The following is a 22,715-nucleotide window of genomic DNA, read 5'->3' as shown; positions in this document are numbered from 1 at the left end:
CCAGGCGCTTTTGCAAACAGGCCCGCCCGCTTCCGGCGGGCTTTTTTCATGGACAGATCACGTATAATCGGGCGCTCGCCGCATCGATCTCACCCTACTTCCGACACCATGAAATCCACAGAAATTCGCGCCAAATTCCTGAAGTTCTTCGAATCCAAAGGGCACGCCATCGTGCGCTCAAGTCCACTGGTGCCGGGCAACGATCCGACCATGCTGCTGACCAACAGCGGGATGGTGCAGTTCAAGGATGTCTTCCTTGGAACCGATACCCGCGCCTACAGCCGCGCGACCTCGGTGCAACGGTGCGTACGTGCCGGCGGCAAGCACAATGACCTCGAGAACGTCGGCTATACGGCGCGGCACCACACTTTTTTCGAGATGCTGGGCAATTTCAGTTTTGGCGATTACTTCAAGCGCGAAGCGATCCAGTATGCGTGGGAGTTGCTGACCACCGTGTACCAATTGCCGAAAGAGAAGCTGTGGGTCACGGTCTATCAGGACGACGATGAAGCCTATGACATCTGGGCCAACGAAATCGGCGTGCCGGTTGAACGCATCGTGCGCATTGGCGACAACAAGGGGGCGCCGTACGCCTCCGACAATTTCTGGCAAATGGCCGACACCGGTCCCTGCGGCCCTTGCAGCGAAATCTTTTACGACCACGGTCCTGAAATCTGGGGTGGGCCGCCGGGCAGCGCCGATCAGGACGGCGACCGCTACATCGAAATCTGGAACCTGGTGTTCATGCAGTTCAACCGCGACGAGCATGGCAACATGCCGCGCCTGCCAAAGCCCTGCGTCGATACCGGCATGGGGATGGAGCGGCTGGCGGCAGTGCTGCAGCATGTGCACAGCAACTACGACATTGACCTGTTCCAGCAATTGATCAAGGCTGCCGCGCGCGAAACCGGAACCACCGACCTGACCGACAATTCGCTGAAAGTGATCGCTGACCACATTCGCGCTTGTGCGTTTCTGATCGTCGACGGCATCATCCCCGGCGCCGAAGGGCATGGCTATGTGCTGCGCCGGATCATTCGGCGCGCGCTGCGCCATGGTCACAAGCTGGGTCAGACCCGGCCGTTCTTCTTCAAGCTGGTGCAGGACCTGGTGCTGGAAATGGGAGCGGCCTATCCTGAATTGACCGAGGCGGCAACGCGCGTCGAGCAGGTGCTCAAGCAGGAAGAAGAACGCTTTGGCGAGACGCTCGAACATGGCATGAAAATTCTCGAAGCCGCGTTGGTCGCAAGCCCGACCCGACTCGATGGACAAACCGCGTTCACGTTGTACGACACCTTTGGTTTCCCGCTTGACCTGACTGCCGACATCTGTCGCGAACGCAAGGTCGAGCTGGATGAGGCGGGCTTTCAGGTGGCAATGGAGCAGCAGCGTGTGACGGCGCGCGCCGCCGGTAAATTCAAGATGGCTGCAGCGGTCGAGTACAGCGGCGAGAAGACGCGCTTTGTCGGCTACGACGCGCTGGAGCAGGATGCCAGCGTGATTGCGTTGTATGTCAATGGCGCTTCAGTGGAACGCGTGCAGGCCGGACAGGACGCCATCGTCGTACTCGATGTCACGCCGTTCTATGCCGAGTCCGGCGGGCAGGTTGGCGATACCGGCACACTGGTTGGCGCCGGGGCCGAATTCAGGGTTGCCGATACGCTCAAGATCCAGACCGACGTGTTCGGCCATCACGGTACGCTCGCCACTGGCACGCTCGCCATCGGTGACAAGCTCAGCGCGCGCGTCGACATCGCCACCCGCGGCCGCACCATTCGCAATCACTCGGCCACGCATTTGATGCACAAGGCGCTGCGTGAAGTGCTCGGTGCGCATGTCGCGCAAAAGGGCTCGCTGGTCGATCCGGACAAGACCCGCTTCGACTTCAGTCATAACGGCCCGTTGAGCGCCGATGAAATTCGTCAGGTCGAGCAGATCGTCAATCGCGAGATTCTCGCCAACGTCGCCACCGAGGCGCAACTGATGTCGTACGACGACGCGGTCAAATACGGCGCCATGGCGTTGTTCGGCGAAAAATACGGCGACGAAGTGCGGGTGCTCGGGATCGGCTCGTCGAAGGAATTGTGCGGCGGCGTGCATGTCAGTCGAACCGGCGACATTGGTCTGTTCAAGATCACTGCCGAAAGCGGCGTCGCTGCCGGAATCCGGCGCGTCGAAGCAGTCACCGGAGAGGGCGCATTGGCGCTGGTGCAGGCGTTGAGCCAGCGCGTCAACGAGGCGGCCAGCGCGCTGAAAGTGCCGGCCGAGGAACTGACCGGACGCATCGGACAGGTGCAGGATCATGTCAGGGCGCTGGAAAAGGAACTGGTCAGCCTGAAGTCGAAACTGGCCGCGAACCAGGGCGATGAGCTGGTCACGCAGGCGGTCGACATCAAGGGCATCAAGGTGCTGGCGGCGACGCTGGCCGGTGCCGACGTCACCGCGCTGCGCGAAACAATGGACAAGCTCAAGGACAAACTGAAGACCGCCGCGATCGTGCTGGCTGCAGTCAACGACGGCAAGGTCAGCCTGATTGCCGGCGTCACTGCCGACGCGACCGCGCGCATCAAGGCCGGCGACCTGGTCAATTTCGTGGCGCAGCAGGTGGGCGGCAAAGGCGGCGGACGGCCCGACATGGCGCAAGCTGGCGGCACCGATCCTGCCGGACTGGCAGCGGCCCTGCTCGCCGTGCCGGGCTGGATTGACGGCAAGCTGTGAGGTCATGAGCGACCTGCGTTTTTGCCCTGTGTGTGCGGTGCCGCTGACGATGCGGCCCGACACCGACACTGGCAAGCAGCGCGTGAGCTGCCCGACCGGGCACTGGACGCATTGGGACAATCCCTTGCCGGTGTTGGCTGCGCTGGTTGAAGTCGAGGGCCGCATTCTGTTGGCGCGCAATGCGGCCTGGCCGGAAAAACGCTTCGCCCTGATTACCGGCTTCATGGAGCGCGGCGAAACACCGGAGCAGGGCATCGCCCGTGAACTGAAAGAAGAGACCAATCTGGATGCCGGCGCGATCGTCTTGATTGGCGTCTATGAATTCATCCGCAAGAACGAATTGATCATCGCCTACCATGTCAAAGCGACGGGCGAAATTCAGTTGTCGGAAGAGTTGCTGGAGTTCCGGTTGGTGGCGCCAGAGCGGCTGCGGCCATGGCGCGCAGGCACCGGCCACGCGGTGGCGGACTGGATGGCGGCGCGCGGCATGCCGTTCGAGTATGTCGATTTACCTGAACTTGGGCCATGATGGTGCTGCGGCGCGTCAATGGAATGCGTTTTTCCGGTAGAATTTGCCTACACCAAACTATCTGATTCGAGATCACCGTCATGGATTTTCATAAAGAGCTCGATGCACGCGGGTTGAACTGTCCGCTGCCGATTCTGAAAACAAAGAAAGCGCTTGCAGACATGACCAGCGGGCAAGTGTTGCGCGTGACGGCAACAGACCCCGGATCGGTGCGCGACTTTCAGGCATTCGCCAAGCAAACCGGCAATGAATTGCTGGCATTGACTGATGAGAACAAGGAATTCGTGTTCTTCATGAAGCGCAAGTAATCCGCATTGTCACCACGACGCGCCCGGAGTTTGCGGGCATAGTCGTCAAGGTGGCGCAGTCGTATCAATTCCCTGCATATGGCAACGTGCGAGACTCGGTTAGAGGCTTTACTCCAGCATCTAATAGTACGATCGTGCTAAATTTCGTGACCGGGATGATTTCTCTCTTATAATCTCGGCTAGTTTACGTTTACGTCAATTCGATTTTCTTTAAAGGCAGACCCATGAAAATCCTGGTTCCAGTCAAGCGTGTGGTGGATTACAACGTCAAGGTCCGCGTCAAATCCGACGGTTCGGGTGTTGATATCGCCAACGTCAAAATGTCGATGAATCCATTCGATGAAATCGCCGTCGAAGAAGCCATGCGACTCAAGGAAGCCGGCAAGGCAACCGAAGTGATCGTGGTGTCCTGCGGTGTCACGCAATGCCAGGAAACCCTGCGCACGGCAATGGCCATTGGCGCCGACCGTGCAGTGCTGGTCGAAACCGATGTCGAACTGCAACCATTGGCCGTGGCCAAGTTGCTCAAGGCATTGGCCGACAAGGAACAGCCGCAATTGATCATTCTCGGCAAGCAGGCGATTGACGACGATTGCAACCAGACCGGCCAGATGCTGGCCGCATTGCTCGGATGGCCGCAGGCGACGTTTGCTTCCAAAGTCGTGATCGACGGCGACAAGGTTGCGGTCACGCGCGAAGTCGATGGCGGTCTGGAAACGCTGTCACTGACGCTGCCTGCCATTGTCACGACCGATTTGCGCCTCAATGAACCGCGCTACGTGACACTGCCGAACATCATGAAGGCCAAGAAGAAAGCGCTGGAAGTGGTCAAGCCTGCGGATCTGGGTGTCGACGTCACGCCACGTTTGAAGACGCTGAAGGTCAGCGAGCCGCCAAAGCGCTCGGCCGGGATCCTCGTGCCGGACGTCGCAACACTTGTCGCCAAGCTCAAGAACGAAGCCAAAGTCATTCAATAAGCTTTCATCAATTCAACGCCGCGCAGCGCACCGCGCCGCGGCACCAATCGGGAATCCATCATGGCCGCACTCGTCATTGCTGAACACGACAATGTTTCGTTAAAAGGTAGCACCCTCAACACCATTACTGCCGCGATCGCCTGCGGCGGCGATGTCCACGTGCTGATCGCCGGGCACAACTGCAATGCGGCGGCGGCAGCGGCAGCGCAAATCGCCGGTGTTGCCAAAGTGCTGATGGCCGATGCCGCCGCGTTTGCCGACGGGCTTGCCGAGAACGTCGCCGAGCAGGCGCTGGCGCTGGCTCCGGCCTATTCGCACATCCTCGCCCCGGCCACGGCCTACGGCAAGAATATCGCACCGCGCGTGGCGGCGCGACTCGATGTCGGCCAGATTTCCGAGATCACCAAAGTGGATGCCGCCGACACATTCGAGCGTCCGATTTATGCCGGTAATGCGATCGCCATCGTGCAATCGCTCGATGCCATCAAGGTAATCACCGTGCGCACCACCGGCTTCGATGCGGCCGCAACGGGCGGTTCGGCGCCGATCGAAAATGTCGCTGCGGTGGCTGATTCGGGCAAGTCGGCGTTTGTCTCGCGCGAACTGGCCAAGTCGGACCGGCCGGAGCTGACGGCTGCCAAGGTGATCGTCTCGGGCGGCCGCGGCATGGGTTCGGGCGACAACTTCAAGATCCTTGAGCCGCTGGCCGATCGCCTCGGTGCTGCCATGGGCGCCTCGCGCGCGGCGGTCGACGCCGGCTATGTGCCGAACGACTGGCAAGTCGGACAGACCGGAAAAATCGTTGCGCCGCAGTTGTACATTGCGGTCGGCATTTCAGGTGCGATTCAGCATCTGGCCGGCATGAAGGATTCGAAGACCATCGTTGCCATCAACAAGGATTCCGAAGCGCCGATTTTTTCGGTGGCTGACTACGGCATCGTGGGCGACCTGTTCGATATCGTTCCGCAGCTGGTTACCGAACTGGGTTAATTCCCGCAGTCGAAACGGGCAGGAGCGCGGCAGAAGATGCGCCGCCTTCCTGCCCGAAATTTTTTCCGTCTCACTTTTTTCTGGAGTAACAAATGAGCTACGTCGCCCCGCTGAAGGACATGATGTTCGTGTTGAACGAGCTGGCTGGTCTGGCTGCCGTGAATGCCTTGCCTGGTTGTGAAGATGCGACTCCGGAAACCGTTGAGGCGGTGCTGGAAGAGAATGCCAAATTCTGCAGCGAAATGATCGCCCCGTTGAACTGGCCCGGCGATCAGGCGCCAAGCAGTTGGCGTGACGGCGTTGTCACCACCACCAAGGGCTTCAAGGAAGCCTTCAAGGCATTTGGTGACGCTGGCTGGCAAGGTGTGCAGCATCCGGTCGACTTCGGTGGCCAGGGTCTGCCGAAGCTGGTTGCGACACCGTGCATCGAGATGCTCAATTCCGCTAATCTGTCGTTTGCACTGTGTCCGTTGCTCACTGATGGCGCCATCGAGGCGCTGATGACCGCCGGCACCGATGCGCAGAAGAAAACCTATCTCGAGAATTTGATTTCCGGCAAATGGACCGGCACCATGAATCTGACCGAGCCGCAGGCCGGCTCGGATCTGGCGATGGTGCGTTCGCGCGCCGTGCCCCAGGGCGATGGCACCTTCAAGGTGTTCGGCACCAAGATCTACATCACCTACGGCGAGCATGACATGGCCGAGAACATCATCCATCTGGTGCTGGCGCGTACGCCGGATGCGCCGGAAGGCATCAAGGGGATCTCGCTGTTTCTGGTACCGAAGTTCATGCCGAATGCCGACGGTTCGGTTGGCGCGCGCAACGACGTGCATTGTGTCTCGATCGAGCACAAGCTCGGCATCAAGGCCAGCCCGACGGCAGTGCTGCAATTCGGCGACCACGGTGGCGCGATCGGCACGCTGGTCGGGGAAGAGAATCGCGGCCTTGAATACATGTTCATCATGATGAATGCGGCGCGTTTTGCCGTCGGCATGCAGGGTATCGGCGTGGCCGAGCGCGCCTACCAGAAGGCAGTCGGCTACGCCAAGGATCGGGTGCAATCGCGTGATCTGACCGGTTCGGCCGGGCCGGTGACGATCATTCATCAACCCGATGTGCGACGCATGTTGATGACGATGCGCGCTCAAACCGAGGCCGCGCGCGCACTGTCGTACGTCACGGCAGCAGCGCACGATGCTGCGCATCACGACGCTGATGCGGCGACGCGCAAGGCGAATCAGGCGTTCTATGAATTCATGGTGCCGATCGTCAAGGGGTGGTCGACCGAAATGTCCATCGAAGTGGCGTCGACGGGTGTGCAAATTCATGGCGGAATGGGTTTCATTGAAGAGACCGGCGCTGCGCAGTATTACCGTGACGCGCGGATTCTGACCATTTATGAAGGCACCACGGCGATTCAGGCCAACGATCTGATTGGTCGCAAGACCGTGCGTGATGGCGGCGCGAATGCCAAGGCGATTCTTGCGCAGGCGCGCCAGACAGTGGCCGATCTGGAAGGCAGTGATTCAGCGGATCTGAAAGCTATCCGTGGCCGGCTGGCCGATGGCGTACAAGCGCTGGAGGATGTGATTGATTTCGTCGTCGGCAATGCCAGGTCCGATATCAAGGGCGTGTTTGCCGGTAGCGTGCTGTATCTGAAAATGGCTGGCATCGTGCTGGGCGGCTGGCAGATGGCGCGTGCAGCGCTCATCGCAGAGCAGAAGCTGACTGCAAAAAGCGGTGACGCCAGCTTCTATCGCGCCAAGATCGGTACCGCGCGCTTCTTCGCCGACCACTTCCTGGCGCAGGCTTCGGGTTATCGCGCCGCCATTGTCGAAGGCAGCGCCGGTGTGATGGCGCTCACCGAAGACCAGTTCTGAGCACAGCCGGTGGCGCCTTCAGCCGAATGCGCCACCGGTAATGAGCAGATCGAAGCTGCGCGCGATGGCGGCAATCAGCAGGGTGACGCCGATGCCTAGCGTCAGCACCAGGACCAGCGCCAGGGGCCAGCGCGAATCCGACGTCCGGCCGGAATCGGTATTGAATTGCTGGTCCCACTTGTCGTCAGGCGTCAAGCCCAGCACCAGTGCCTCGAGAAACCCGGCGAGCACTGACAGCACCAGGGCGCCGGCCTGAAACAAGCCATGTTCGCCGATGTTCAGCGCGACAACCAGCAATGTCAGCGGCACCGTCGCCAGATGCAGCCATCCCCATTTGTCAGACGCGCCGCGCAGGTAGAAGCGATGCAGGCCGATGCCTCCGGTGGTGGCAGCGAGCAGGGTGGCGAAGGTTTTGTTGCGATGTCTGGATGGCATGTATTGAATACGCAGTCGAAAACAGGATGAAAATACGGGCGAGTCGCAGTGTGCACCAGCGTCCCCATCCTTGCAATGCAACGCAGTAACTGGCATTCGCTGCCAATTGGCCGAAAGCCTTGCGGCGACCGGCTGAACCAAGCTATAATTTGCGGCTTTTTCCGCGTTTGATACACTTATTGGAAATATTATGGTCGTTATTCGTTTAGCTCGTGGAGGCGCCAAGAAGCGCCCGTTCTTTAATATCGTTGTTACGGATTCGCGCAATCGCCGCGATGGCCGTTTCATCGAGCGTATTGGTTTTTACAATCCGGTCGCATCCGGCGGCGAAGAGTCCGTCCGTATCGGTCAGGATCGCCTGACGTACTGGGAAGGCGTTGGCGCGCAATTGTCGCCGACCGTCGCTCGCCTGGTCGCTCAAGCTGCCCAAAAAGCTGTTTAAGCAGAACCGGCGTTGTCAGACAATTTGCCACGCAAAAGCGCATCGGGAATGATTGTTCCCGATGATCTGGTGCAGGTGGGTTACGTGTCTGGCGCGTATGGTTTGAATGGCTGGGTGCGGATCAAACCGTTTTCGGTCAGTGGTGATGCGCTGTTGAGCGCGCGGGTCTGGTGGCTGGACAAGCCGGAACTGCGCGATGTCGACATGTTGCAGGCCAAGATGCATAGCGGGGATGTAGTCGCGCAGTTGATGGGTGTGTCGGGGCGGGATGCGGCTGAGGCGCTGAAAGGCACTTCGGTACAAATTCCGCGCAGTCATTTCCCGGCACTGCCTGACGGTGAATTTTACTGGGTCGATCTGATCGGCCTGGAAGTCGAGAATTTGCAAGGCCAGTGCATCGGAACGGTCCATGACATGATGGACAACGGTGCGCATCCGATCCTGCGCGTGCAACCGGCCGGCGCAGTCGAGCTGGAGCCGCAGCAGGAAATATTGATCCCGTTCGTTGACCAGTTCGTCAAGACGGTCGATCAGAAGGTCAAGAAGATTACCGTCGACTGGGGTCTGGATTATTAGAACGTCTGACATGACGCGACTGGTGGCATCGCCGGTACGTGTCGTCGGACTGTTTCGTCTCCCGGTAGCCGAGGTCATCAATGCAGTTTGATGTTGTCACGCTTTTTCCCGAAATGTTCAGCGCCCTGACGCAGTCAGGAATCACGCGACGGGCTTTCGATCAGAAAAAATGGGATTTGCACCTGTGGAATCCACGTGATTTCACCACCGACAATCATCGAACCGTGGATGATCGCCCGTATGGCGGTGGTCCTGGGATGGTGATGATGGCCAAGCCGCTGGAGGCCGCCATCACTGCGTCGCGACAGCGCCAGATGGAGTTGGGGCTGGTGCCGCCAAGGGTGATTTATCTTTCGCCGCAGGGGCAGCCGTTGACGCATCAGCGCGTGATGCAATTGGCCGACGAGCCGGGTCTGGTGCTGCTGTGCGGGCGGTATGAAGCAGTTGATCAGCGCCTGATCGATCGCTGTGTGGACGAAGAAATCAGCCTTGGTGATTTTGTCCTGTCCGGCGGTGAGTTGCCGGCGATGGCGCTGATGGACGCAGTGATTCGACAATTGCCCGGAGCGTTGCATGACGACGCTTCTGCAGTGGAAGACAGCTTTGTGAATGGCTTGCTGGATAATCCGCATTACACGCGGCCGGAAGTGTTCGAGGGAGTGACGGTTCCGCCAGTCTTGCTGGGCGGTCATCACGCCGAGATTGGGGTGTGGCGCAGGCAGCAGGCGTTGGCAGCAACGTTGCGCAAACGTCCCGACCTGATCCAGAAGGCACGTGCGGCAGGTTTGCTGAGCCGGCGCGACGAAGATTTTTTAAGTAGTTTGTAGTTGATCGACCCCGAGGACAGTGCCTGGCATTGTCCGCATGTTTAACCCCATCCTCTACCGGGCAACACGGTGTGCAAACATCCGGCGCTGGCAAGATGGCATCAGGAGTAAAAAATGGATCTGATCCAGCAACTTGAGCAAGAAGAAATTGCGCGTTTGGGTAAAACCATTCCCGATTTCGCACCGGGCGACACCGTCATCGTCAGCGTCAACGTCGTCGAGGGTACCCGCAAGCGTGCCCAGGCATACGAAGGCGTCGTGATTTCACGTCGCAACCGTGGTCTGAATTCCAACTTCATCGTCCGCAAGATTTCATCCGGTGAAGGCGTCGAGCGTACATTCCAGTTGTACTCGCCGTTGATCGCTTCGATCGAAGTCAAGCGTCGCGGTGATGTCCGTCGCGCCAAGCTGTACTACTTGCGCGAGCGTTCCGGTAAATCGGCGCGTATCAAGGAAAAATTGCCAAACCGTCGCGTTGCTGCGAAAAAAGCAGCTGCTTAATCGCGCTGTCGCAACAAGGCACGTCAAAGGGGCACCGCAGGGTGCCCTTTTTTATTTTCGTCGTTGTGCACGGTGCGGTTGTGGCTGTCGGGAAAACAGTCGATACTTTTGTAGTTAGATGCTTTCGGAATACGCTTTTGTCCAAATTGCTTTTTGATCCAGAACTGATTCCCGTTGACTCGGTCGCCGGCGAGCGCTCGTTGCATGACGAGCGACTCACTGCGGCCTGGTTGCGACAGCGTTTTGCCGAACCTGGCGCATGGGAGCATGAGCAAACCGACGAGCATCTGATGCGCATGGCCGGGGTCAGTCTGATCGCAGCGTCGGTGCTGTTGCCGATTATCGAACGGGTTGACGGATTGACCATGTTGTTGACGCAACGTACCGCCCATCTGACCAATCATGGCGGTCAAATCAGTTTTCCAGGCGGGCGTGCAGACCCGCAAGACGGTTCGGCAATCGATACTGCGTTGCGCGAAACCGAGGAGGAAATCGGCCTGACGCGCAAACACATCGATGTCATCGGTACCTTGCCGGACTATGTGACCGCAACCGGCTATCGCGTTACGCCGGTAGTGGCGCTGATCCAGCCGCCGTTCGAACTGCGCGCCGAACCCTTTGAAGTCGCCGAAATTTTCGAGGTGCCACTCGCTTTTCTGATGAATGGCATGCATCATCAGCGGCGCGTGGTCGAGTTGCCCGATGGCGCCGGACGCCGGACGTTTTACGCGATGCCCTACGAGCGGTTTTTTATCTGGGGGGCGACGGCCGGCATGCTGCGCAACCTGTTTCATTTCATGCGCGCTTGATGGGGTATCCGGCGTGCCTCGGGTACAGCACAACATCTGTATGGGTTTATTTTTGCACGTTGCCGGGCTTTGTAACGGCGACGCGATTTTAAAGGCGGTTCGATGACATTTCTTTCCATCCTGTGTGCGCTGTTAATCGAGCAGTTGAAACCGCTGCGCGCCGACAACCCGATCTATGGGGCCATCAAGCTGCTGGCGGCGCGCATGGAGTCCTGGTTTAACGCCGGGCACGCGCACCATGGCAAGCTGGGCTGGTTCGTCGTGATGCTGTCGCTGATGATTCCCACCGGCCTGATCTACTGGCTGGCCCTGCGCATCAGCCCGTTTACGGCGCTTGCCTGGAATATCCTGATCGTGTATCTGACGCTGGGATTTCGTCATTACAGTCATTACTACTCGTCGATTCAGCTGGCATTGACCAATGGCGACGACGTGACCGCCCGCAGCCTGCTTGCCGATTGGACCCGGCAGGATACCAGCGGCATGGAAGCCAGTGAAATTGCCCGGGTCGCGGTCGAGAAGGCGCTGGTGACGACCCACCGCAATGTATTTGGCGTGTTCTTCTGGTTCCTGATGCCGGTCGGGCCGGCCTGTGCGGTGATGTATCGCGTCGCCGAATATCTGGCGCGCGCCTGGAATGAGCCGGACCACATGAAGAACGAAGTGTTCGGTGTGTTCGCAGCACGCGCTTTCTACTGGATCGACTGGATACCGGCGCGCCTGACCGCGGTGGCGTTTGCCATCGTTGGCAATTTTGAAGATGCCATTTATGCGTGGCGCAATTTCGCCAGTCGCTGGCAGGATGAGGCGGTTGGCATCATTCTCGCAGCCGGCGGCGGCGCATTGGGAATTCGGCTCGGTACGCCATTGCAGAGCGCGGCCATTGTGATGCCGGAGGACCTGTCCAATCCGGATCCGGAACTGATCGAAGGGGAGGTTCCGCCCGGCGAGGAGCCCAACGCGCGCGCCCTGCAAAGCACCGTGGGTTTGGTCTGGCGGGCATTGCTGTTATGGATGTTGATGTTGCTGCTGCTATCGATGGCCGTCTGGCTCGGCTGAACATTACGGCCTTGGGCCGACTGCTGGCTGGCGCACATCTGTGGCCGTAGTCTTCTATAAGATATAATTCTGCCGAACGTAATGGATCAATGTGATCCCGGGCCTTTTGCCCTGTTCACTCTGGAACCCGGCACGACCTATGGCTGACCCTGACGACAAACCTGTATCGATCGAGCGTGAATTTTTCATCCTGGGACTGACCAGCGACGGAAAGCAGTTTCGTCCCAGCGACTGGACCGAGCGCTTGTGCGGTGCGATGTCCTGTTTCCAGCCGGCGGGATCGGGCGGCCGCAACGCCCATCTGAAATTCTCGCCGTATGTCCGACCAACCGTCCTGAACGGCGTAAAGTCGGTCGTTGTCAGCGAGGCGTTGCGTCAGATCGAACCGCTGGCGTATCACTTCGTGATCGACTTTGCGCGCGACAATGATCTGCAAGTGATCCCGGCCAAGGCCGACTGAGGCGGTTCGCCTGACCGCAGCAGCGGCGACAATCGCTACCGACCTGTCCCCGAATTACCATATCAACTCCAGGAGTCTGCCAGTGAGCCCATCCGAGCACGCGCCGCATCAGCCGCAGGACGCGCACGACCATCACCATCACCATGGTGGCGGGCATCATCATGCGTTGCCCACAAATCACAATAGTGCGTTTGCGCTGGCCATCGCCCTGAATGTGGTGTTCGTCGCAGTCGAATTCGGTTATGGCTTCGTGGCGCAGTCAACCGCCCTGCTGGCCGACGCCGGTCACAACCTGTCCGATGTGCTGGGCCTGGTTCTGGCATGGGGCGCAGCCGTGCTGGCGCGCCGGCAGCCGCAGGGCCGCTACACCTACGGGCTGCGCAGCAGTTCCATTCTTGCCGCGCTGGCCAACGCCATGCTGCTGGTGGTGGCGTGCGGCGCGATTGCGTGGGAAGCGGTGCACCGGTTTTCGGCCCCGGCGCCGGTGGCCAGCATGACGGTGATTACGGTCGCGGCAGTCGGTATCCTGATCAATGGCTTGTCGGCATGGTTGTTCGTCCGTGGCAGCAAGGATGATCTGAACATTCGCGGCGCCTTCCTGCACATGGCAGCCGATGCCGCAGTGTCGCTGGCTGTTGTGATCGGCGGTGTGGTGATGCTGTTGACCGGCTGGTACTGGATCGACGCCTTGCTCAGTCTGGTGATTGTCGCGGTAGTGATGATCGGGACCTGGAGCCTGCTGCGCGAGGCAATACGGCTGGCGCTCAGTGCCGTGCCGGCCAACATCAATCTGGACGAAGTGCATCACTTCCTTAATGAGTTGCCCGGGGTCGCCTCCGTCCAGGATTTGCACATCTGGGGCATGAGCACCACCGAAGCGGCGCTGACAGCCCATCTGGTGATGGCCGACGGTCACCCCGGCGATGTCTTCATGGAGCAGATCTCGCAACAACTCACCGACCGCTATGCGATCGCGCACACCACGATCCAGATTCGCCAACAGGATGCCGGTCAAGGCTGCGCCCTGCACGCAGCGGTCCCGGCCGACGTTACTGCTCCCGCAGCTGGAACTCCACATCCCTGAATGAACCTACCGCGCGCCCCCGCCACATGGCCGGGGTGAAGCCGGTATCGCGCAGCATCTGCGCGATACCGTCGAACGCCTGTGCATCATCCGGGTGCACCGACAAGGCCTCCACGGCAACCACCGCGCCGCCCGCATCAATGAAGATCCTGAGCCGAAGCGGCAATCCGGAAGCGCGCAGGTGCGCGAGCATGCCGGCATCAGGTTCACTGATCGGCAGCGCGATCTTGTCGACCATCGCCGGTGCAAAAAATAGCGGCGATTGCGGTGCGGCGCTGGCCGCCTGCAGCGATGACCCGGCCGTAACAGCGGCGTTGCCGTTGACGCCCGGACGGGTGGCGCGCGGCGGGGCGCTGGACGGCGCGGCTGCGATCAATCGCACGCGGATTGGCGCCGCACCGGTTGCTGCCGAATCCGCAGGGCGGTCCTGGCCGACGCCGAGCAGCATCGCATGCGTGCTGAGCGAGACGATTGCCCAACCTGCGCGCCAGGCACTCGCGGCACACGGCATCGCCTCAGTCGGTGCTGGGAATGTCACGCCAGTTCAAGCGCCGGAAGCTGTTGACGCCGCTCAGCATGGAGGCGCCGCCGGCGATGCTCTTGTCGTCGTTGCCTTCGTACAGGCGCAGCGTGCCATTGACATTGACCAGACTCAGATCCGTATTCAGGCCATTGCCGCTGAGGTAGGTCGTCACGCTGCCTGTTGTCGTGACCAGCGCGGTTTTTCCCGTCGTGATCGAGACCGCAAAGGTGCGGTGCGAGCCGGACGGCGAGCACGGATCGACGAATAATGGCAGGTTCGCGGAAAATGCCACGACGCCACTGGCGGCGGTCGGCTGGCTGGTGATCCGCTCGGCGATATTGCTGGCGCCGGACGCCAGGTCGAAGTACCAGCCCATCGGTTTGGACGGATTGGCGCCGATGCCATTGGCGAGATCGCTGTTGTTGACCAGGTTGGCACGAGTGATCGGCCACGCCGGGATGGCCAGTGTCGCGGCCGTATCGAAGGCGCTGCGGGTGCCGTCGACGATGGCATAGAAGGTTTGCGTCTGCGCACTCTTGATGTCGGAATCGGCCAGCAGGCGGCCGGTGCCGATGAGCACATAGCGCTTTTGCGAGCCACTGTCGATTTCAATCAGCGGCTTGGTGGTGACCGGTTGCGCCACCCCGGAGGCGTCGCTCAGGGTGGCGATGCGGGTGACGCTGTAGTTGCCGCTGGTGGCAGTCAGATCCAGCCGCCAGACGTTGCCCAGCAAATCCCCGGCGTAGACCGCATCGGCGGTGTAGTCGGTGTAATCTAGGATGTAGGCGCTGGCGTGGGCCAGTCCGCTGGGCGCGCTGCTGCTGCCGGTGTTGGTTGAAATCGGCGCTTCCAGCAGCGTGCCGGTGGCCGGGTCAACAATGAAGAAATAGCCCTTGCCATCGGCGTTCCCGTAGCCGGACGTCAGCACCACGACCCAGCCATATTTTTTGGTCTTGACGACATGCGCGGCACCGTAGCTGTAGCCCATCCGGCTATCGGTAAATTCCCACAGCACGCGCGCGGCGATGTCGCTGTCGCTGGCCACCGCGCCGGGATTGCTGACATCCAGCGCGTAATAACCCTTGCCGCCTTTTCCGAGTCCGCCCACCAGCAACGATTTCCAGTTCACGCTGCAGGTGCTGCCCCTGGTCTTGCCAAAATCGACATCGACCACCACCGGCGAGGCATCGACCATGAAGTGATGCGAGAACTTGTCGGCGGTCACCGCCAGCGACGCCAGACCGTTGATCGCCGGTGTGCCGGTCGGGCCTTCGAACAGGAATGACGGCACGTAGCCGAACAACTCCTTGCCCGCATTGCTGCCGGTCAGTGCGCCATTGAACGCGTGCAGCATGCCGTCATTGGCGCCGACATACATGGCCGTGGCGCGCCCCTGCCAGGTGGTCTTGAAGCTGGCGTAGCCGGGATTGTAATCGTCGACATAGGTGGCCGCCGGCTTGCCGACAGCCACCGGCTTGGCGTTGACGATGTCGCCCAGCACGGAAGCGCGGGACCGGAATTCGCGCGTGCCGGCGTTACCTTCGTTGCTCTGATCGCCGCGCAGGAAGTTGATCACGTTGGCGTATTTGGCGGCGCCGTTCAGGGCCGTGATGTACGCCGGATTGGTCACGCCAGACGCAGAGAAGGGCACCCCCTGGCCGGTGCCAAGGCTGTTGCTGGTCGCGATGAAGCGCTGCGTGCTCCAGCCGTTGCCGCTGGCCTGGGCTGTCAGCAGCGACTTCTCTTCCCATTTGGTGGTCTGCGAAACGCTGCCGTCGGCCGCGAAGGTGAGCTGGCTGGCGGTGACATTGCCGGTCCATGTCGAGCTGTCGTATTCGGCCGAATAGTTGGCATTGGCGGTACTGGTGTCGGCCGCCAGCGTCACCAGCGACAGCGCCGAGGACGCCGCCGTCTTCGAGGCAATGCTGCTGAACGCACTGGTCAGCGCGGCCACCATCTTGTCGGGCTGACCGCCGTCGTAATAATTGTCCGGCTTCAGGTCGCCGCCGGGGTCCTTGTCGCCATTCTTGTTCCACAACACGGTCGGCAGCGGCGTGGTGTTACTGCCGGAGTAGTTGGCAGGCACATCGAAGCCGCCGTATTTGGCGGTCAGCCAGAACTGGTTTTTTTTCTGGAATGCGTTGTACTCCATCACATCGACCCAGTACGTGGCGACCGTGCTGATGTATTTCTTCTTGCCGCTGCTGTCGAGATTGTTGGCCTTGAAGTCGTTCGGCCGCATGTCCTTGATATGCGAATCGTAGGCCAGGCCGGCCATCAAATAGGTATTGTTATTGCAGCACCACGGCGTGTAAATTTCGCCGAGACTGCCGCCCATTGATTCCAGCACGCCGAGCGCATTGGTCAAGACGCGCGTGTCGACGCTGGTGTCGGCACTGACCTCGGGTGGCATGGGTGGTTCATTGCCGCTGGCGATGGTGCTGCCGGGGACATTGGCATCGGCGTGCGTGTTGACGTCGCCAATCCCAACGATGAAGTTCTTCTGGCAGGCATATTGAAGCGGATCATCGGCGCTGGTAATGACCGGAAAACCATCCTTGAGCGTACTCGACACCGAGGCATCACCATACGACGCAACAAAGCCGAGGTTTTTCAGGTAACGGATCGCCGCGTAATACATCTCGCCGACCGGATCGTAGCCCTTGTAGCTGTGGGCCGCCTGGCCGAACTGATTCAGGTAGCTGATGACGCCGCTTTTGCTCACACCGCTGGCGCTGGCGTCGCCGCTGTCGGGATTCTGATTGAAGACGCCGGTGTTGACGTCCCATTCCGTCTGCGTGTTGACGATGCTGGTCGAGCCAGGTATCGGCACCATGGGCCCAACCGATTTCATCCGGGCCCGCAACACGCCGCCGTCGCGTTTGATGTCGCCATCGTTGAGATAGCCGAAGGCACCGTAGCGCAGTTTCTCGGCATTCGCCTGGATCAGTCCGGTTGGCTTGTAGGTGACCGGCGCAGTGCCGTATGCGGTGCAATTCGATTCAAGGCCAACCGACCTATTGCAGACGCGCACCCGCACATCCAGGTCGTACAGCGTATCGCTGTCGAGATTGGCCTGCGCGCCATCGCTGCCAGCGGCATTCGAGGTCACATCGGCATTGGCAGAAAAGCGCATCGACACACCGCGGCCATACACCTGCACGCTGATCCTGCTCCATGTGGTCGGCGTCGCGGCCCGGACCAGCGCCGCGTCGGTGATGCTCTGGACCGGGAAATTGCTGGTGCTGCCCTGTTGTGACGCCCAGGCCTTTTCCAGCACGGTCAGGGAATTGTCGCCACCGGCATTGGTATTGGCCACATCGATGCTGCGGTAGCCGCCGGTGAGTGCCCAGCGGAACGGATCGATGGTGGGCATGGTGGCCCAGTTGAGGAAGTTGCCGCTCCATGCCCCATTGCAGCCGTAGCTGCTGTCCGTTGAGCCGGTCGGCTCGAAATAGTTGTTGGCGCTGACGTTTGCATCGCGATGGTAGTTGTAGCACTTCTTCGAATCAAAGTAGCCAATGAACGCCGTCGTGGTGCTGTAGGCCGCGGTATGGGCGCGGCTGATGGCGGTCGGGAATTCGACCGACAGCGCCAGCAAGACATTGCCAGGTATCGCGATCGTCGAGAACAGTGGCGTGTCATTGAGGTCGGTCTGGGCCTGCGCCGCCGGCGGCGCGCAGGTGAACCACGCCGCTGCGAGTGTCCAGGCCAGTGTCCTGATCGGATGGGTGCACCGACGGCGCGTGCTATCAACGGGTGTCATGGGCGTGATTCCTTCAAGAGCGTGGCGACGGGCAACGTCAGGGTTTCGTGGGTGCGTAACTCAGCGTGGATTGAACGAACGACTGGACATTGCGCGGCCCGGTGACGCGCGTCGTGATCCGGTAGACCGGCGGCGTGGTCGATGGCGGTTTGCTGATGTCGCTGCCGCCGACATCTTTCGACGCGCCGCTGATGGCGCAGTTGTTGGCCGAAAACGCGCCGGCCGAACGGCACATGCGGTCGATCACGTAACGCAGGGTGACGTTGGCGCTGCTGTCGGTGATGTCATTGGCGGGACCATACCGGGCCGTGAACGCGGCATCGTCGAGCAGGATGCCGGGAATGCCATGCTTGTCGCTGGGCAGGGCGATGGCCGAATAATTTTCCGCCGGTTGGTCGTTTTGCAGCGCCGCCACCGAATTCAAGCCGCCGCTTTCGAAGCGCGCCCGCGCCGCAGCCACGGCCCGTTCGCTCTGGTTGGTCATGTCACGCTTGAGGCCCAGGTTGCCGGCGGTGATCAGGCTGGTCTCGCTCGAGTAGATCAGTGCGACCGCCGCCAGTGACAGGATCACCAGACCAATCAGGGCGAGGATCAGCACCGTGCCGCTGCTATGCCCGGGCAATCGGCTGGACGGTGGTGGGGGCAGGGTGGTTGTCATTGCAGCAGCAACTGGTTGCGCAGCGGGATGGTCGATTCCAGCACGCGATAGCGGTAATTACGCTCGCTGGCAGTCAATGTCTTGGTGTAGGTGAAGCCGGCGCCCAGATCGGAGAACAGCGTCAGGGTTGCGGGCGATACCGGCGCGTTGGTGATCGCATCGGGTTTTTCCTGCAATGGCGCACGCACGATCAAGCCGACCCGAATGGCACGGATCGATTTCAGGCGCGCCGCCGCGCCACTACTGCCATCGAGCAGCCCGGTAGTGCTCGCGGCAAAGCTCGCGCTGGCGCCGGGATCAATCCAGGTCAGCGTGCCGGTGGGGGTGGCGCTGGTGCCGTACAGCGCATGGAGCTCGACCACGTTGTCGGCGATCGGTGTTGGCGCCGTGCCGCCGACATGGAGCAGGTCATGGTCGTACAGAATATTGTTGTCGCCCACGCCGATGGCCTGGAACGACGGCGTCTGGCCCAGATTGAGCACTTGCGCGCTGGCCGAGTAATCGGTCAGCGCTCGATTGGCGCCGGTCGCGCTGTAATAATCGCCGCTGAGCTTGACCACGCTGAACGATTTGCTGTTGTCGAAATCCTTGTCGATCTGCTCGATCAGGCAAGGCGTTTGCGTGGCGCCGCCGGCGCGTTCGGTCACCAGCAGCATGTCGAGTGCGCGCATCGAAATCGTGTTGACCAGGCCCAGACTGCTGGCGCTCGGGGGGCTGGCCGACTCGGTCATGATTTCGCCGAAGCCGGACGAACCGGCCATGATCAGCAAGACATCGGATTTCGCGCCGCCCGGATTCTCGGCCGAGATATTGGTCGAGCCATCGTGGGCAATGATCACCGGCGCCAGCGCGACTTTCCCCAGGTCGGCCAGCAGGGTCTGGAATGGCGCAGGCAGCGCGCCGGTGGGCGGCAGCACCTGCGCGCCTTTGTTGCTGGCATTGATCTGGCACCCGAAGGCGATCTCGTTGCTTTGCGCGAAGCCGGTACCCGCGCTGCGGATCGCCTTGTCGAGCTGGAACAGCGTGAACGCGCCAACCTGATTGACATCGTTGGTGGCGGTGGTGGTGCGCTTGCGGCCTTCGCTGGTTGCCATCACGCCGAAAATCGCCAGCGACAGGATCAGTCCGATGGCCAGCGCCACCATCAACTCGATGAGGGTCATGCCATGGCGCCGGGCTGCACTGGGCGCCATCATGGCAGCACCACCTGGGTGACGTATCGGTTGGCGTACTCGCTGGTTTTTTTGCTCGGTGCTTTCCATGTGATGGTGATGGTGGCCATGTTGCTGGCGTCGACGCTCACATCGCCGCTGGCACTCAAGCGCGCGCTCGATGGCGATGCCCCTGCCACGCGTGCTTTCCAGCTGTCGATGTCGGCGGCCAGCAGGCTGGTGGTGCCGCGCGTCCACATCGACGACACCAGTTCATTGGCCAGCAGCGCGGCCTGGGTGCGGTCTTCCGCATTGATGGACGTGGCGATCATGGTCGCCTGCAAGCCCACCACACCCAGTATGCCGAGCGAAAAAATCAGGATCGCGATCAGCACTTCGAGCATCAGCATGCCGCGTTGACGGGATGGCATCGATGGCATCATGTCGGTCAGCAGCCGGTGGCCGATGTGGCAAGCGTTTGCGCCGGGTCGCACATGCGAATTTGGCCGCTCAGGTTGACGGTGACGCGCAGCGGACGGTCGCCGGCGTTATTGGTGATCTCATACGTATTGGCGCTGACCGGACCGGTCAGCCGACCGAGGCTGTTGAAGATAACCACCGCATTGGCCGCTGTCACCACGACATTGGCGCTGGCGTTGCCGAGCGCGGCACCCTGAATGAACTCGCCAGCTTCGGCACCCAGCAGCGGGACGGTTTGCATCGACCAGCTCTTGCCGGTCACCGATGGCACGGCATTGAGCTGTGGTGCGTCGGTCAGCGTGAACATCACCTGACGACTGCGTCTGGCCGACTCCGCTTGGGCCATGCGCAGGCCGTTTTGCAGCACCTCCGCCACGCTGCGGGTACGGCTGTTTTGCGCCCAGCGGCCAAAGGACGGCACCGCCAGCAGCATCAGGATGGTCGCGATGGTCACCACGACCATCAATTCGACCAGGCTCATGCCCGGCGCTGCGGCGCTCGGGCGGGTCAGCACGTTTGTCCCTTTTTGACCAGCCAGCAGGCGGCGGGATAGCTGCCCCAGCCGCTCATCAAGCCGTCGGTGGATTGCGTGCCTTGCTGGTTGATGCTGTACCTGAAATCGACCAGCTGTCCTGACCCCAGCGCCCGGATGGTGTAAGTTGTTGCAGTGAGGTCGCCGCCACCGCTGCAGGACACGCTAAATGCGCCGCTGGTGGACGCCGTCAGGCAAGGCGGTGTGAAGGCGCCATTGGCGAGATAGGTACGGTTATCCTGGAAGTACTGTTCCATTTGCAGGCGCGCGGCCGACAGGCCATTGGTGGCATCGACCAGTTTTCCGCGAATGACATAATCGCTGTAGGCCGGATAGGCCACCGCCGCGAGAATGCCGATGATGGCAACCACGATCATCAATTCGATCAGGGTAAAAGCGTGCTGGAACCTGCGCATGGAACGTCTCCGGGTGCGGTTGCGGGCGCAATGCCCGCATCGACTTCAGGTAATGATTAAAAGTGACTTACGGTATTTATTATAGTCAGTTGTTTTCTATTGGAAACAAAAAATGGTGCCACTCATCTGACCGCCCATGCCTTTTGTCGGGCATGAGCGGTCACCGAACTGAATTGAATGGAATGGAGGGTCTTCGATGCCGCACTCCCGTACAGAAACCGACAGTTTTGGCCCGATCGAGGTGCCGTCCGATTGCCTGTGGGGCGCCCAGACCCAGCGCTCGCTGAAGTTCTTTGCGATTTCGACCGAGCGCATGCCGCCGGCGCTGGTGGCGGCGCTGGCCCGGGTCAAACGGGCCAGCGCGAAAGTCAACGGCGACCTCGGCAAGCTGTCGCCTGACAAGGTCAAGGCCATCATGCAGGCCGCCGATGAAGTCATCGGCGGCGCTCACGCCGAGGCATTTCCGCTGGCGATCTGGCAAACCGGCTCGGGCACCCAGACCAACATGAACATGAATGAAGTGCTGGCCAATCGCGCCTCCGAGATGCTGGGCGGAGCGCGCGGCGCGACGCGCCTGTTGCACCCGAACGATGAGATCAACCTTGGGCAGTCGTCCAACGATGTCTTTCCAACCGCGATGCACGTCGCTGCCAGCATTGCAATCACGCAGTCGTTGCTGCCCGCGTTGCGCGCATTGCGGCAAACGCTGCAGCGGAAATCGGCCGACTTCGCCAGCATCGTCAAAATCGGCCGCACCCATTTGCAGGACGCCACGCCACTGACGCTGGGCCAGGAATTGTCGGGCTACGTGGCGCAGCTGGACATCGCCGAGGCGGCGATCATGCATGCGTTGCCGGATTTGCAGGCATTGGCCATTGGCGGCACCGCGGTGGGCACCGGATTGAACACCCACCCCGAGTTCGGTGCACGGGTTGCGGCCGAACTGGCACTCACGTCCGGCTTGCCGTTCACCAGCGCCGTCAATAAATTTGCCGCGCTGGCCGGGCACGAGCCGATGGTCGCCGCGCACGGCGCACTCAAGACCCTGGCCACGGCGTTGATGAAGATCGCCAACGATGTGCGCTGGCTGGCGTCCGGCCCGCGCTCCGGACTGGGTGAAATCTCGCTGCCGGAAAATGAACCGGGCAGCTCGATCATGCCCGGCAAGGTCAATCCGACCCAATGCGAGGCGCTCACCATGCTGTGCGCGCAGGTGTTCGGCAACGATGTCGCCATCACCGTGGGCGGCGCGTCGGGTAACTTCGAACTGAATGTGTTCAAGCCCATGATCGTGCATAACTTCTTGCAGAGCGTGCGTTTGCTGGCCGACGGCATGGCCAGTTTCGACACCCATTGTGTGCAGGGAATGCAGCCCAACCAGGTCCGTATTGATGCCTTATTGGCAAGTTCTTTAATGCTGGTAACGGCACTGACGCCGCATATCGGCTATGATCGCGCCGCGCAGATCGCGAAACGGGCACACCATGACGGCACCACGCTGAAGCAGGCGGCGCTGGCACTGGGGCACGTCAGTGATGCCGATTTCGACCGTTGGGTGCAGCCGCTGCAGATGATCGCGCCCGGGTAACAC

The 22,715-nt window shown here is 60.8% G+C and carries 23 protein-coding genes; 15 read left to right on the top strand and 8 right to left on the bottom strand.

Annotation, left to right across the window (positions count from 1 at the left end):
- Positions 1 to 108: 108 nt before the first annotated feature.
- The 6 genes from alaS to RCH09_RS08050 all read left to right on the top strand — a co-directional run bounded on the left by alaS (position 109) and on the right by RCH09_RS08050 (position 7,405).
- A complete protein-coding gene (gene alaS, locus RCH09_RS08075) occupies positions 109 to 2,718 on the top strand; it encodes an alanine--tRNA ligase (RefSeq protein ID WP_326940553.1) in 2,610 nt (869 codons plus the stop codon).
- A 4-nt stretch (positions 2,719 to 2,722) separates the two neighbouring features.
- On the top strand, positions 2,723 to 3,247 hold the full coding sequence (locus RCH09_RS08070) for an NUDIX domain-containing protein (protein WP_326940552.1): 525 nt from the start codon (positions 2,723 to 2,725) through the stop codon (positions 3,245 to 3,247).
- 80 nt (positions 3,248 to 3,327) lie between these two features.
- Entirely contained in the window at positions 3,328 to 3,555 is a 228-nt protein-coding gene (locus tag RCH09_RS08065; RefSeq protein WP_326940551.1) for a sulfurtransferase TusA family protein, read from the top strand.
- Positions 3,556 to 3,779: 224 nt separating this feature from the next.
- The gene (locus RCH09_RS08060; RefSeq protein WP_326940550.1) at positions 3,780 to 4,532 is read left to right on the top strand and encodes an electron transfer flavoprotein subunit beta/FixA family protein; all 753 of its coding nucleotides are present in this window, start codon (positions 3,780 to 3,782) and stop codon (positions 4,530 to 4,532) included.
- Between the two features lie 60 nt (positions 4,533 to 4,592).
- Positions 4,593 to 5,522 (top strand): electron transfer flavoprotein subunit alpha/FixB family protein, encoded by a 930-nt coding sequence (locus tag RCH09_RS08055; RefSeq protein WP_326940549.1) that lies wholly within the window; start codon positions 4,593 to 4,595, stop codon positions 5,520 to 5,522.
- 92 nt (positions 5,523 to 5,614) lie between these two features.
- Positions 5,615 to 7,405, top strand: coding sequence for an acyl-CoA dehydrogenase (locus tag RCH09_RS08050; RefSeq protein ID WP_326940548.1), 1,791 nt, complete (start codon positions 5,615 to 5,617; stop codon positions 7,403 to 7,405).
- An 18-nt stretch (positions 7,406 to 7,423) separates the two neighbouring features.
- Here the strand turns inward: RCH09_RS08050 and RCH09_RS08045 are convergent, their stop codons facing one another.
- The gene (locus RCH09_RS08045) at positions 7,424 to 7,840 is read right to left on the bottom strand and encodes an NINE protein (RefSeq protein WP_326940547.1); all 417 of its coding nucleotides are present in this window, start codon (positions 7,838 to 7,840) and stop codon (positions 7,424 to 7,426) included.
- A gap of 190 nt (positions 7,841 to 8,030) precedes the next feature.
- Here RCH09_RS08045 and rpsP point away from each other — a divergent pair, with 190 nt between their 5' ends.
- The 8 genes from rpsP to RCH09_RS08005 all read left to right on the top strand — a co-directional run bounded on the left by rpsP (position 8,031) and on the right by RCH09_RS08005 (position 13,598).
- Positions 8,031 to 8,282, top strand: a complete 252-nt coding sequence (rpsP, locus tag RCH09_RS08040; RefSeq protein WP_326940546.1) for a 30S ribosomal protein S16 — start codon at positions 8,031 to 8,033, stop codon at positions 8,280 to 8,282.
- 48 nt (positions 8,283 to 8,330) lie between these two features.
- Positions 8,331 to 8,858, top strand: coding sequence for a ribosome maturation factor RimM (gene rimM / locus RCH09_RS08035; RefSeq protein WP_326940545.1), 528 nt, complete (start codon positions 8,331 to 8,333; stop codon positions 8,856 to 8,858).
- Between the two features lie 80 nt (positions 8,859 to 8,938).
- Entirely contained in the window at positions 8,939 to 9,685 is a 747-nt protein-coding gene (gene trmD, locus RCH09_RS08030; RefSeq protein WP_326940544.1) for a tRNA (guanosine(37)-N1)-methyltransferase TrmD, read from the top strand.
- A gap of 114 nt (positions 9,686 to 9,799) precedes the next feature.
- Complete coding sequence (gene rplS, locus RCH09_RS08025) at positions 9,800 to 10,186, top strand: 50S ribosomal protein L19 (protein WP_326940543.1); 387 nt, start codon at positions 9,800 to 9,802, stop codon at positions 10,184 to 10,186.
- Between the two features lie 137 nt (positions 10,187 to 10,323).
- The gene (locus tag RCH09_RS08020; RefSeq protein WP_326940542.1) at positions 10,324 to 10,995 is read left to right on the top strand and encodes a CoA pyrophosphatase; all 672 of its coding nucleotides are present in this window, start codon (positions 10,324 to 10,326) and stop codon (positions 10,993 to 10,995) included.
- Between the two features lie 102 nt (positions 10,996 to 11,097).
- Positions 11,098 to 12,054, top strand: a complete 957-nt coding sequence (locus RCH09_RS08015; protein ID WP_326940541.1) for a CobD/CbiB family protein — start codon at positions 11,098 to 11,100, stop codon at positions 12,052 to 12,054.
- A gap of 139 nt (positions 12,055 to 12,193) precedes the next feature.
- The gene (locus RCH09_RS08010) at positions 12,194 to 12,514 is read left to right on the top strand and encodes a DUF3579 domain-containing protein (protein WP_326940540.1); all 321 of its coding nucleotides are present in this window, start codon (positions 12,194 to 12,196) and stop codon (positions 12,512 to 12,514) included.
- 82 nt (positions 12,515 to 12,596) lie between these two features.
- Positions 12,597 to 13,598 carry a cation diffusion facilitator family transporter gene (locus tag RCH09_RS08005; RefSeq protein ID WP_326940539.1) on the top strand — a complete coding sequence of 334 codons (1,002 nt, stop codon included), beginning with the start codon at positions 12,597 to 12,599 and terminating at the stop codon, positions 13,596 to 13,598.
- Here RCH09_RS08005 and RCH09_RS08000 read toward each other — a convergent pair.
- The 7 genes from RCH09_RS08000 to RCH09_RS07970 all read right to left on the bottom strand — a co-directional run bounded on the left by RCH09_RS08000 (position 13,564) and on the right by RCH09_RS07970 (position 21,124).
- Positions 13,564 to 14,046, bottom strand: a complete 483-nt coding sequence (locus RCH09_RS08000) for a hypothetical protein (protein WP_326940538.1) — start codon at positions 14,044 to 14,046, stop codon at positions 13,564 to 13,566. The genes RCH09_RS08005 and RCH09_RS08000 overlap by 35 nt on opposite strands.
- 67 nt (positions 14,047 to 14,113) lie before the next feature.
- Positions 14,114 to 17,887 carry a pilus assembly protein gene (locus tag RCH09_RS07995; protein ID WP_326940537.1) on the bottom strand — a complete coding sequence of 1,258 codons (3,774 nt, stop codon included), beginning with the start codon at positions 17,885 to 17,887 and terminating at the stop codon, positions 14,114 to 14,116.
- A gap of 37 nt (positions 17,888 to 17,924) precedes the next feature.
- On the bottom strand, positions 17,925 to 18,545 hold the full coding sequence (locus RCH09_RS07990; RefSeq protein ID WP_326940536.1) for a pilus assembly PilX family protein: 621 nt from the start codon (positions 18,543 to 18,545) through the stop codon (positions 17,925 to 17,927).
- Positions 18,542 to 19,741 (bottom strand): PilW family protein, encoded by a 1,200-nt coding sequence (locus RCH09_RS07985; protein ID WP_326940535.1) that lies wholly within the window; start codon positions 19,739 to 19,741, stop codon positions 18,542 to 18,544. The genes RCH09_RS07990 and RCH09_RS07985 overlap by 4 nt, the downstream gene beginning before the upstream one ends.
- On the bottom strand, positions 19,738 to 20,127 hold the full coding sequence (locus RCH09_RS07980; protein WP_326940534.1) for a type IV pilus modification PilV family protein: 390 nt from the start codon (positions 20,125 to 20,127) through the stop codon (positions 19,738 to 19,740). The genes RCH09_RS07985 and RCH09_RS07980 overlap by 4 nt, the downstream gene beginning before the upstream one ends.
- Positions 20,128 to 20,144: 17 nt before the next feature.
- Positions 20,145 to 20,690 (bottom strand): GspH/FimT family pseudopilin, encoded by a 546-nt coding sequence (locus tag RCH09_RS07975; protein ID WP_326940533.1) that lies wholly within the window; start codon positions 20,688 to 20,690, stop codon positions 20,145 to 20,147.
- On the bottom strand, positions 20,684 to 21,124 hold the full coding sequence (locus tag RCH09_RS07970) for a type IV pilin protein (RefSeq protein WP_326940532.1): 441 nt from the start codon (positions 21,122 to 21,124) through the stop codon (positions 20,684 to 20,686). The genes RCH09_RS07975 and RCH09_RS07970 overlap by 7 nt, the downstream gene beginning before the upstream one ends.
- Positions 21,125 to 21,320: 196 nt before the next feature.
- On the opposite strand from RCH09_RS07970, the gene fumC reads away from it, so the two are divergent.
- A complete protein-coding gene (gene fumC / locus RCH09_RS07965) occupies positions 21,321 to 22,712 on the top strand; it encodes a class II fumarate hydratase (protein ID WP_326940531.1) in 1,392 nt (463 codons plus the stop codon).
- Positions 22,713 to 22,715: the final 3 nt, after the last annotated feature.

The organism is Actimicrobium sp. GrIS 1.19, assembly GCF_035984655.1.
Taxonomy (GTDB): domain Bacteria; phylum Pseudomonadota; class Gammaproteobacteria; order Burkholderiales; family Burkholderiaceae_D; genus Actimicrobium.
This window is presented reverse-complemented; position numbering and strand designations above follow the sequence as displayed.

Coding starts and splice junctions, on each gene's coding strand:
- alaS (WP_326940553.1), top strand. CDS start 109: ATGAAATCCACAGAAATTCGCGCCAAATTCCTGAAGTTCTTCGAATCC.
- RCH09_RS08070 (WP_326940552.1), top strand. CDS start 2,723: ATGAGCGACCTGCGTTTTTGCCCTGTGTGTGCGGTGCCGCTGACGATG.
- RCH09_RS08065 (WP_326940551.1), top strand. CDS start 3,328: ATGGATTTTCATAAAGAGCTCGATGCACGCGGGTTGAACTGTCCGCTG.
- RCH09_RS08060 (WP_326940550.1), top strand. CDS start 3,780: ATGAAAATCCTGGTTCCAGTCAAGCGTGTGGTGGATTACAACGTCAAG.
- RCH09_RS08055 (WP_326940549.1), top strand. CDS start 4,593: ATGGCCGCACTCGTCATTGCTGAACACGACAATGTTTCGTTAAAAGGT.
- RCH09_RS08050 (WP_326940548.1), top strand. CDS start 5,615: ATGAGCTACGTCGCCCCGCTGAAGGACATGATGTTCGTGTTGAACGAG.
- RCH09_RS08045 (WP_326940547.1), bottom strand. CDS start 7,840: ATGCCATCCAGACATCGCAACAAAACCTTCGCCACCCTGCTCGCTGCC.
- rpsP (WP_326940546.1), top strand. CDS start 8,031: ATGGTCGTTATTCGTTTAGCTCGTGGAGGCGCCAAGAAGCGCCCGTTC.
- rimM (WP_326940545.1), top strand. CDS start 8,331: ATGATTGTTCCCGATGATCTGGTGCAGGTGGGTTACGTGTCTGGCGCG.
- trmD (WP_326940544.1), top strand. CDS start 8,939: ATGCAGTTTGATGTTGTCACGCTTTTTCCCGAAATGTTCAGCGCCCTG.
- rplS (WP_326940543.1), top strand. CDS start 9,800: ATGGATCTGATCCAGCAACTTGAGCAAGAAGAAATTGCGCGTTTGGGT.
- RCH09_RS08015 (WP_326940541.1), top strand. CDS start 11,098: ATGACATTTCTTTCCATCCTGTGTGCGCTGTTAATCGAGCAGTTGAAA.
- RCH09_RS08010 (WP_326940540.1), top strand. CDS start 12,194: ATGGCTGACCCTGACGACAAACCTGTATCGATCGAGCGTGAATTTTTC.
- RCH09_RS08000 (WP_326940538.1), bottom strand. CDS start 14,046: ATGCTGCTCGGCGTCGGCCAGGACCGCCCTGCGGATTCGGCAGCAACC.
- RCH09_RS07995 (WP_326940537.1), bottom strand. CDS start 17,887: ATGACACCCGTTGATAGCACGCGCCGTCGGTGCACCCATCCGATCAGG.
- RCH09_RS07990 (WP_326940536.1), bottom strand. CDS start 18,545: ATGACAACCACCCTGCCCCCACCACCGTCCAGCCGATTGCCCGGGCAT.
- RCH09_RS07985 (WP_326940535.1), bottom strand. CDS start 19,741: ATGATGGCGCCCAGTGCAGCCCGGCGCCATGGCATGACCCTCATCGAG.
- RCH09_RS07980 (WP_326940534.1), bottom strand. CDS start 20,127: ATGCCATCCCGTCAACGCGGCATGCTGATGCTCGAAGTGCTGATCGCG.
- RCH09_RS07970 (WP_326940532.1), bottom strand. CDS start 21,124: ATGCGCAGGTTCCAGCACGCTTTTACCCTGATCGAATTGATGATCGTG.
- fumC (WP_326940531.1), top strand. CDS start 21,321: ATGCCGCACTCCCGTACAGAAACCGACAGTTTTGGCCCGATCGAGGTG.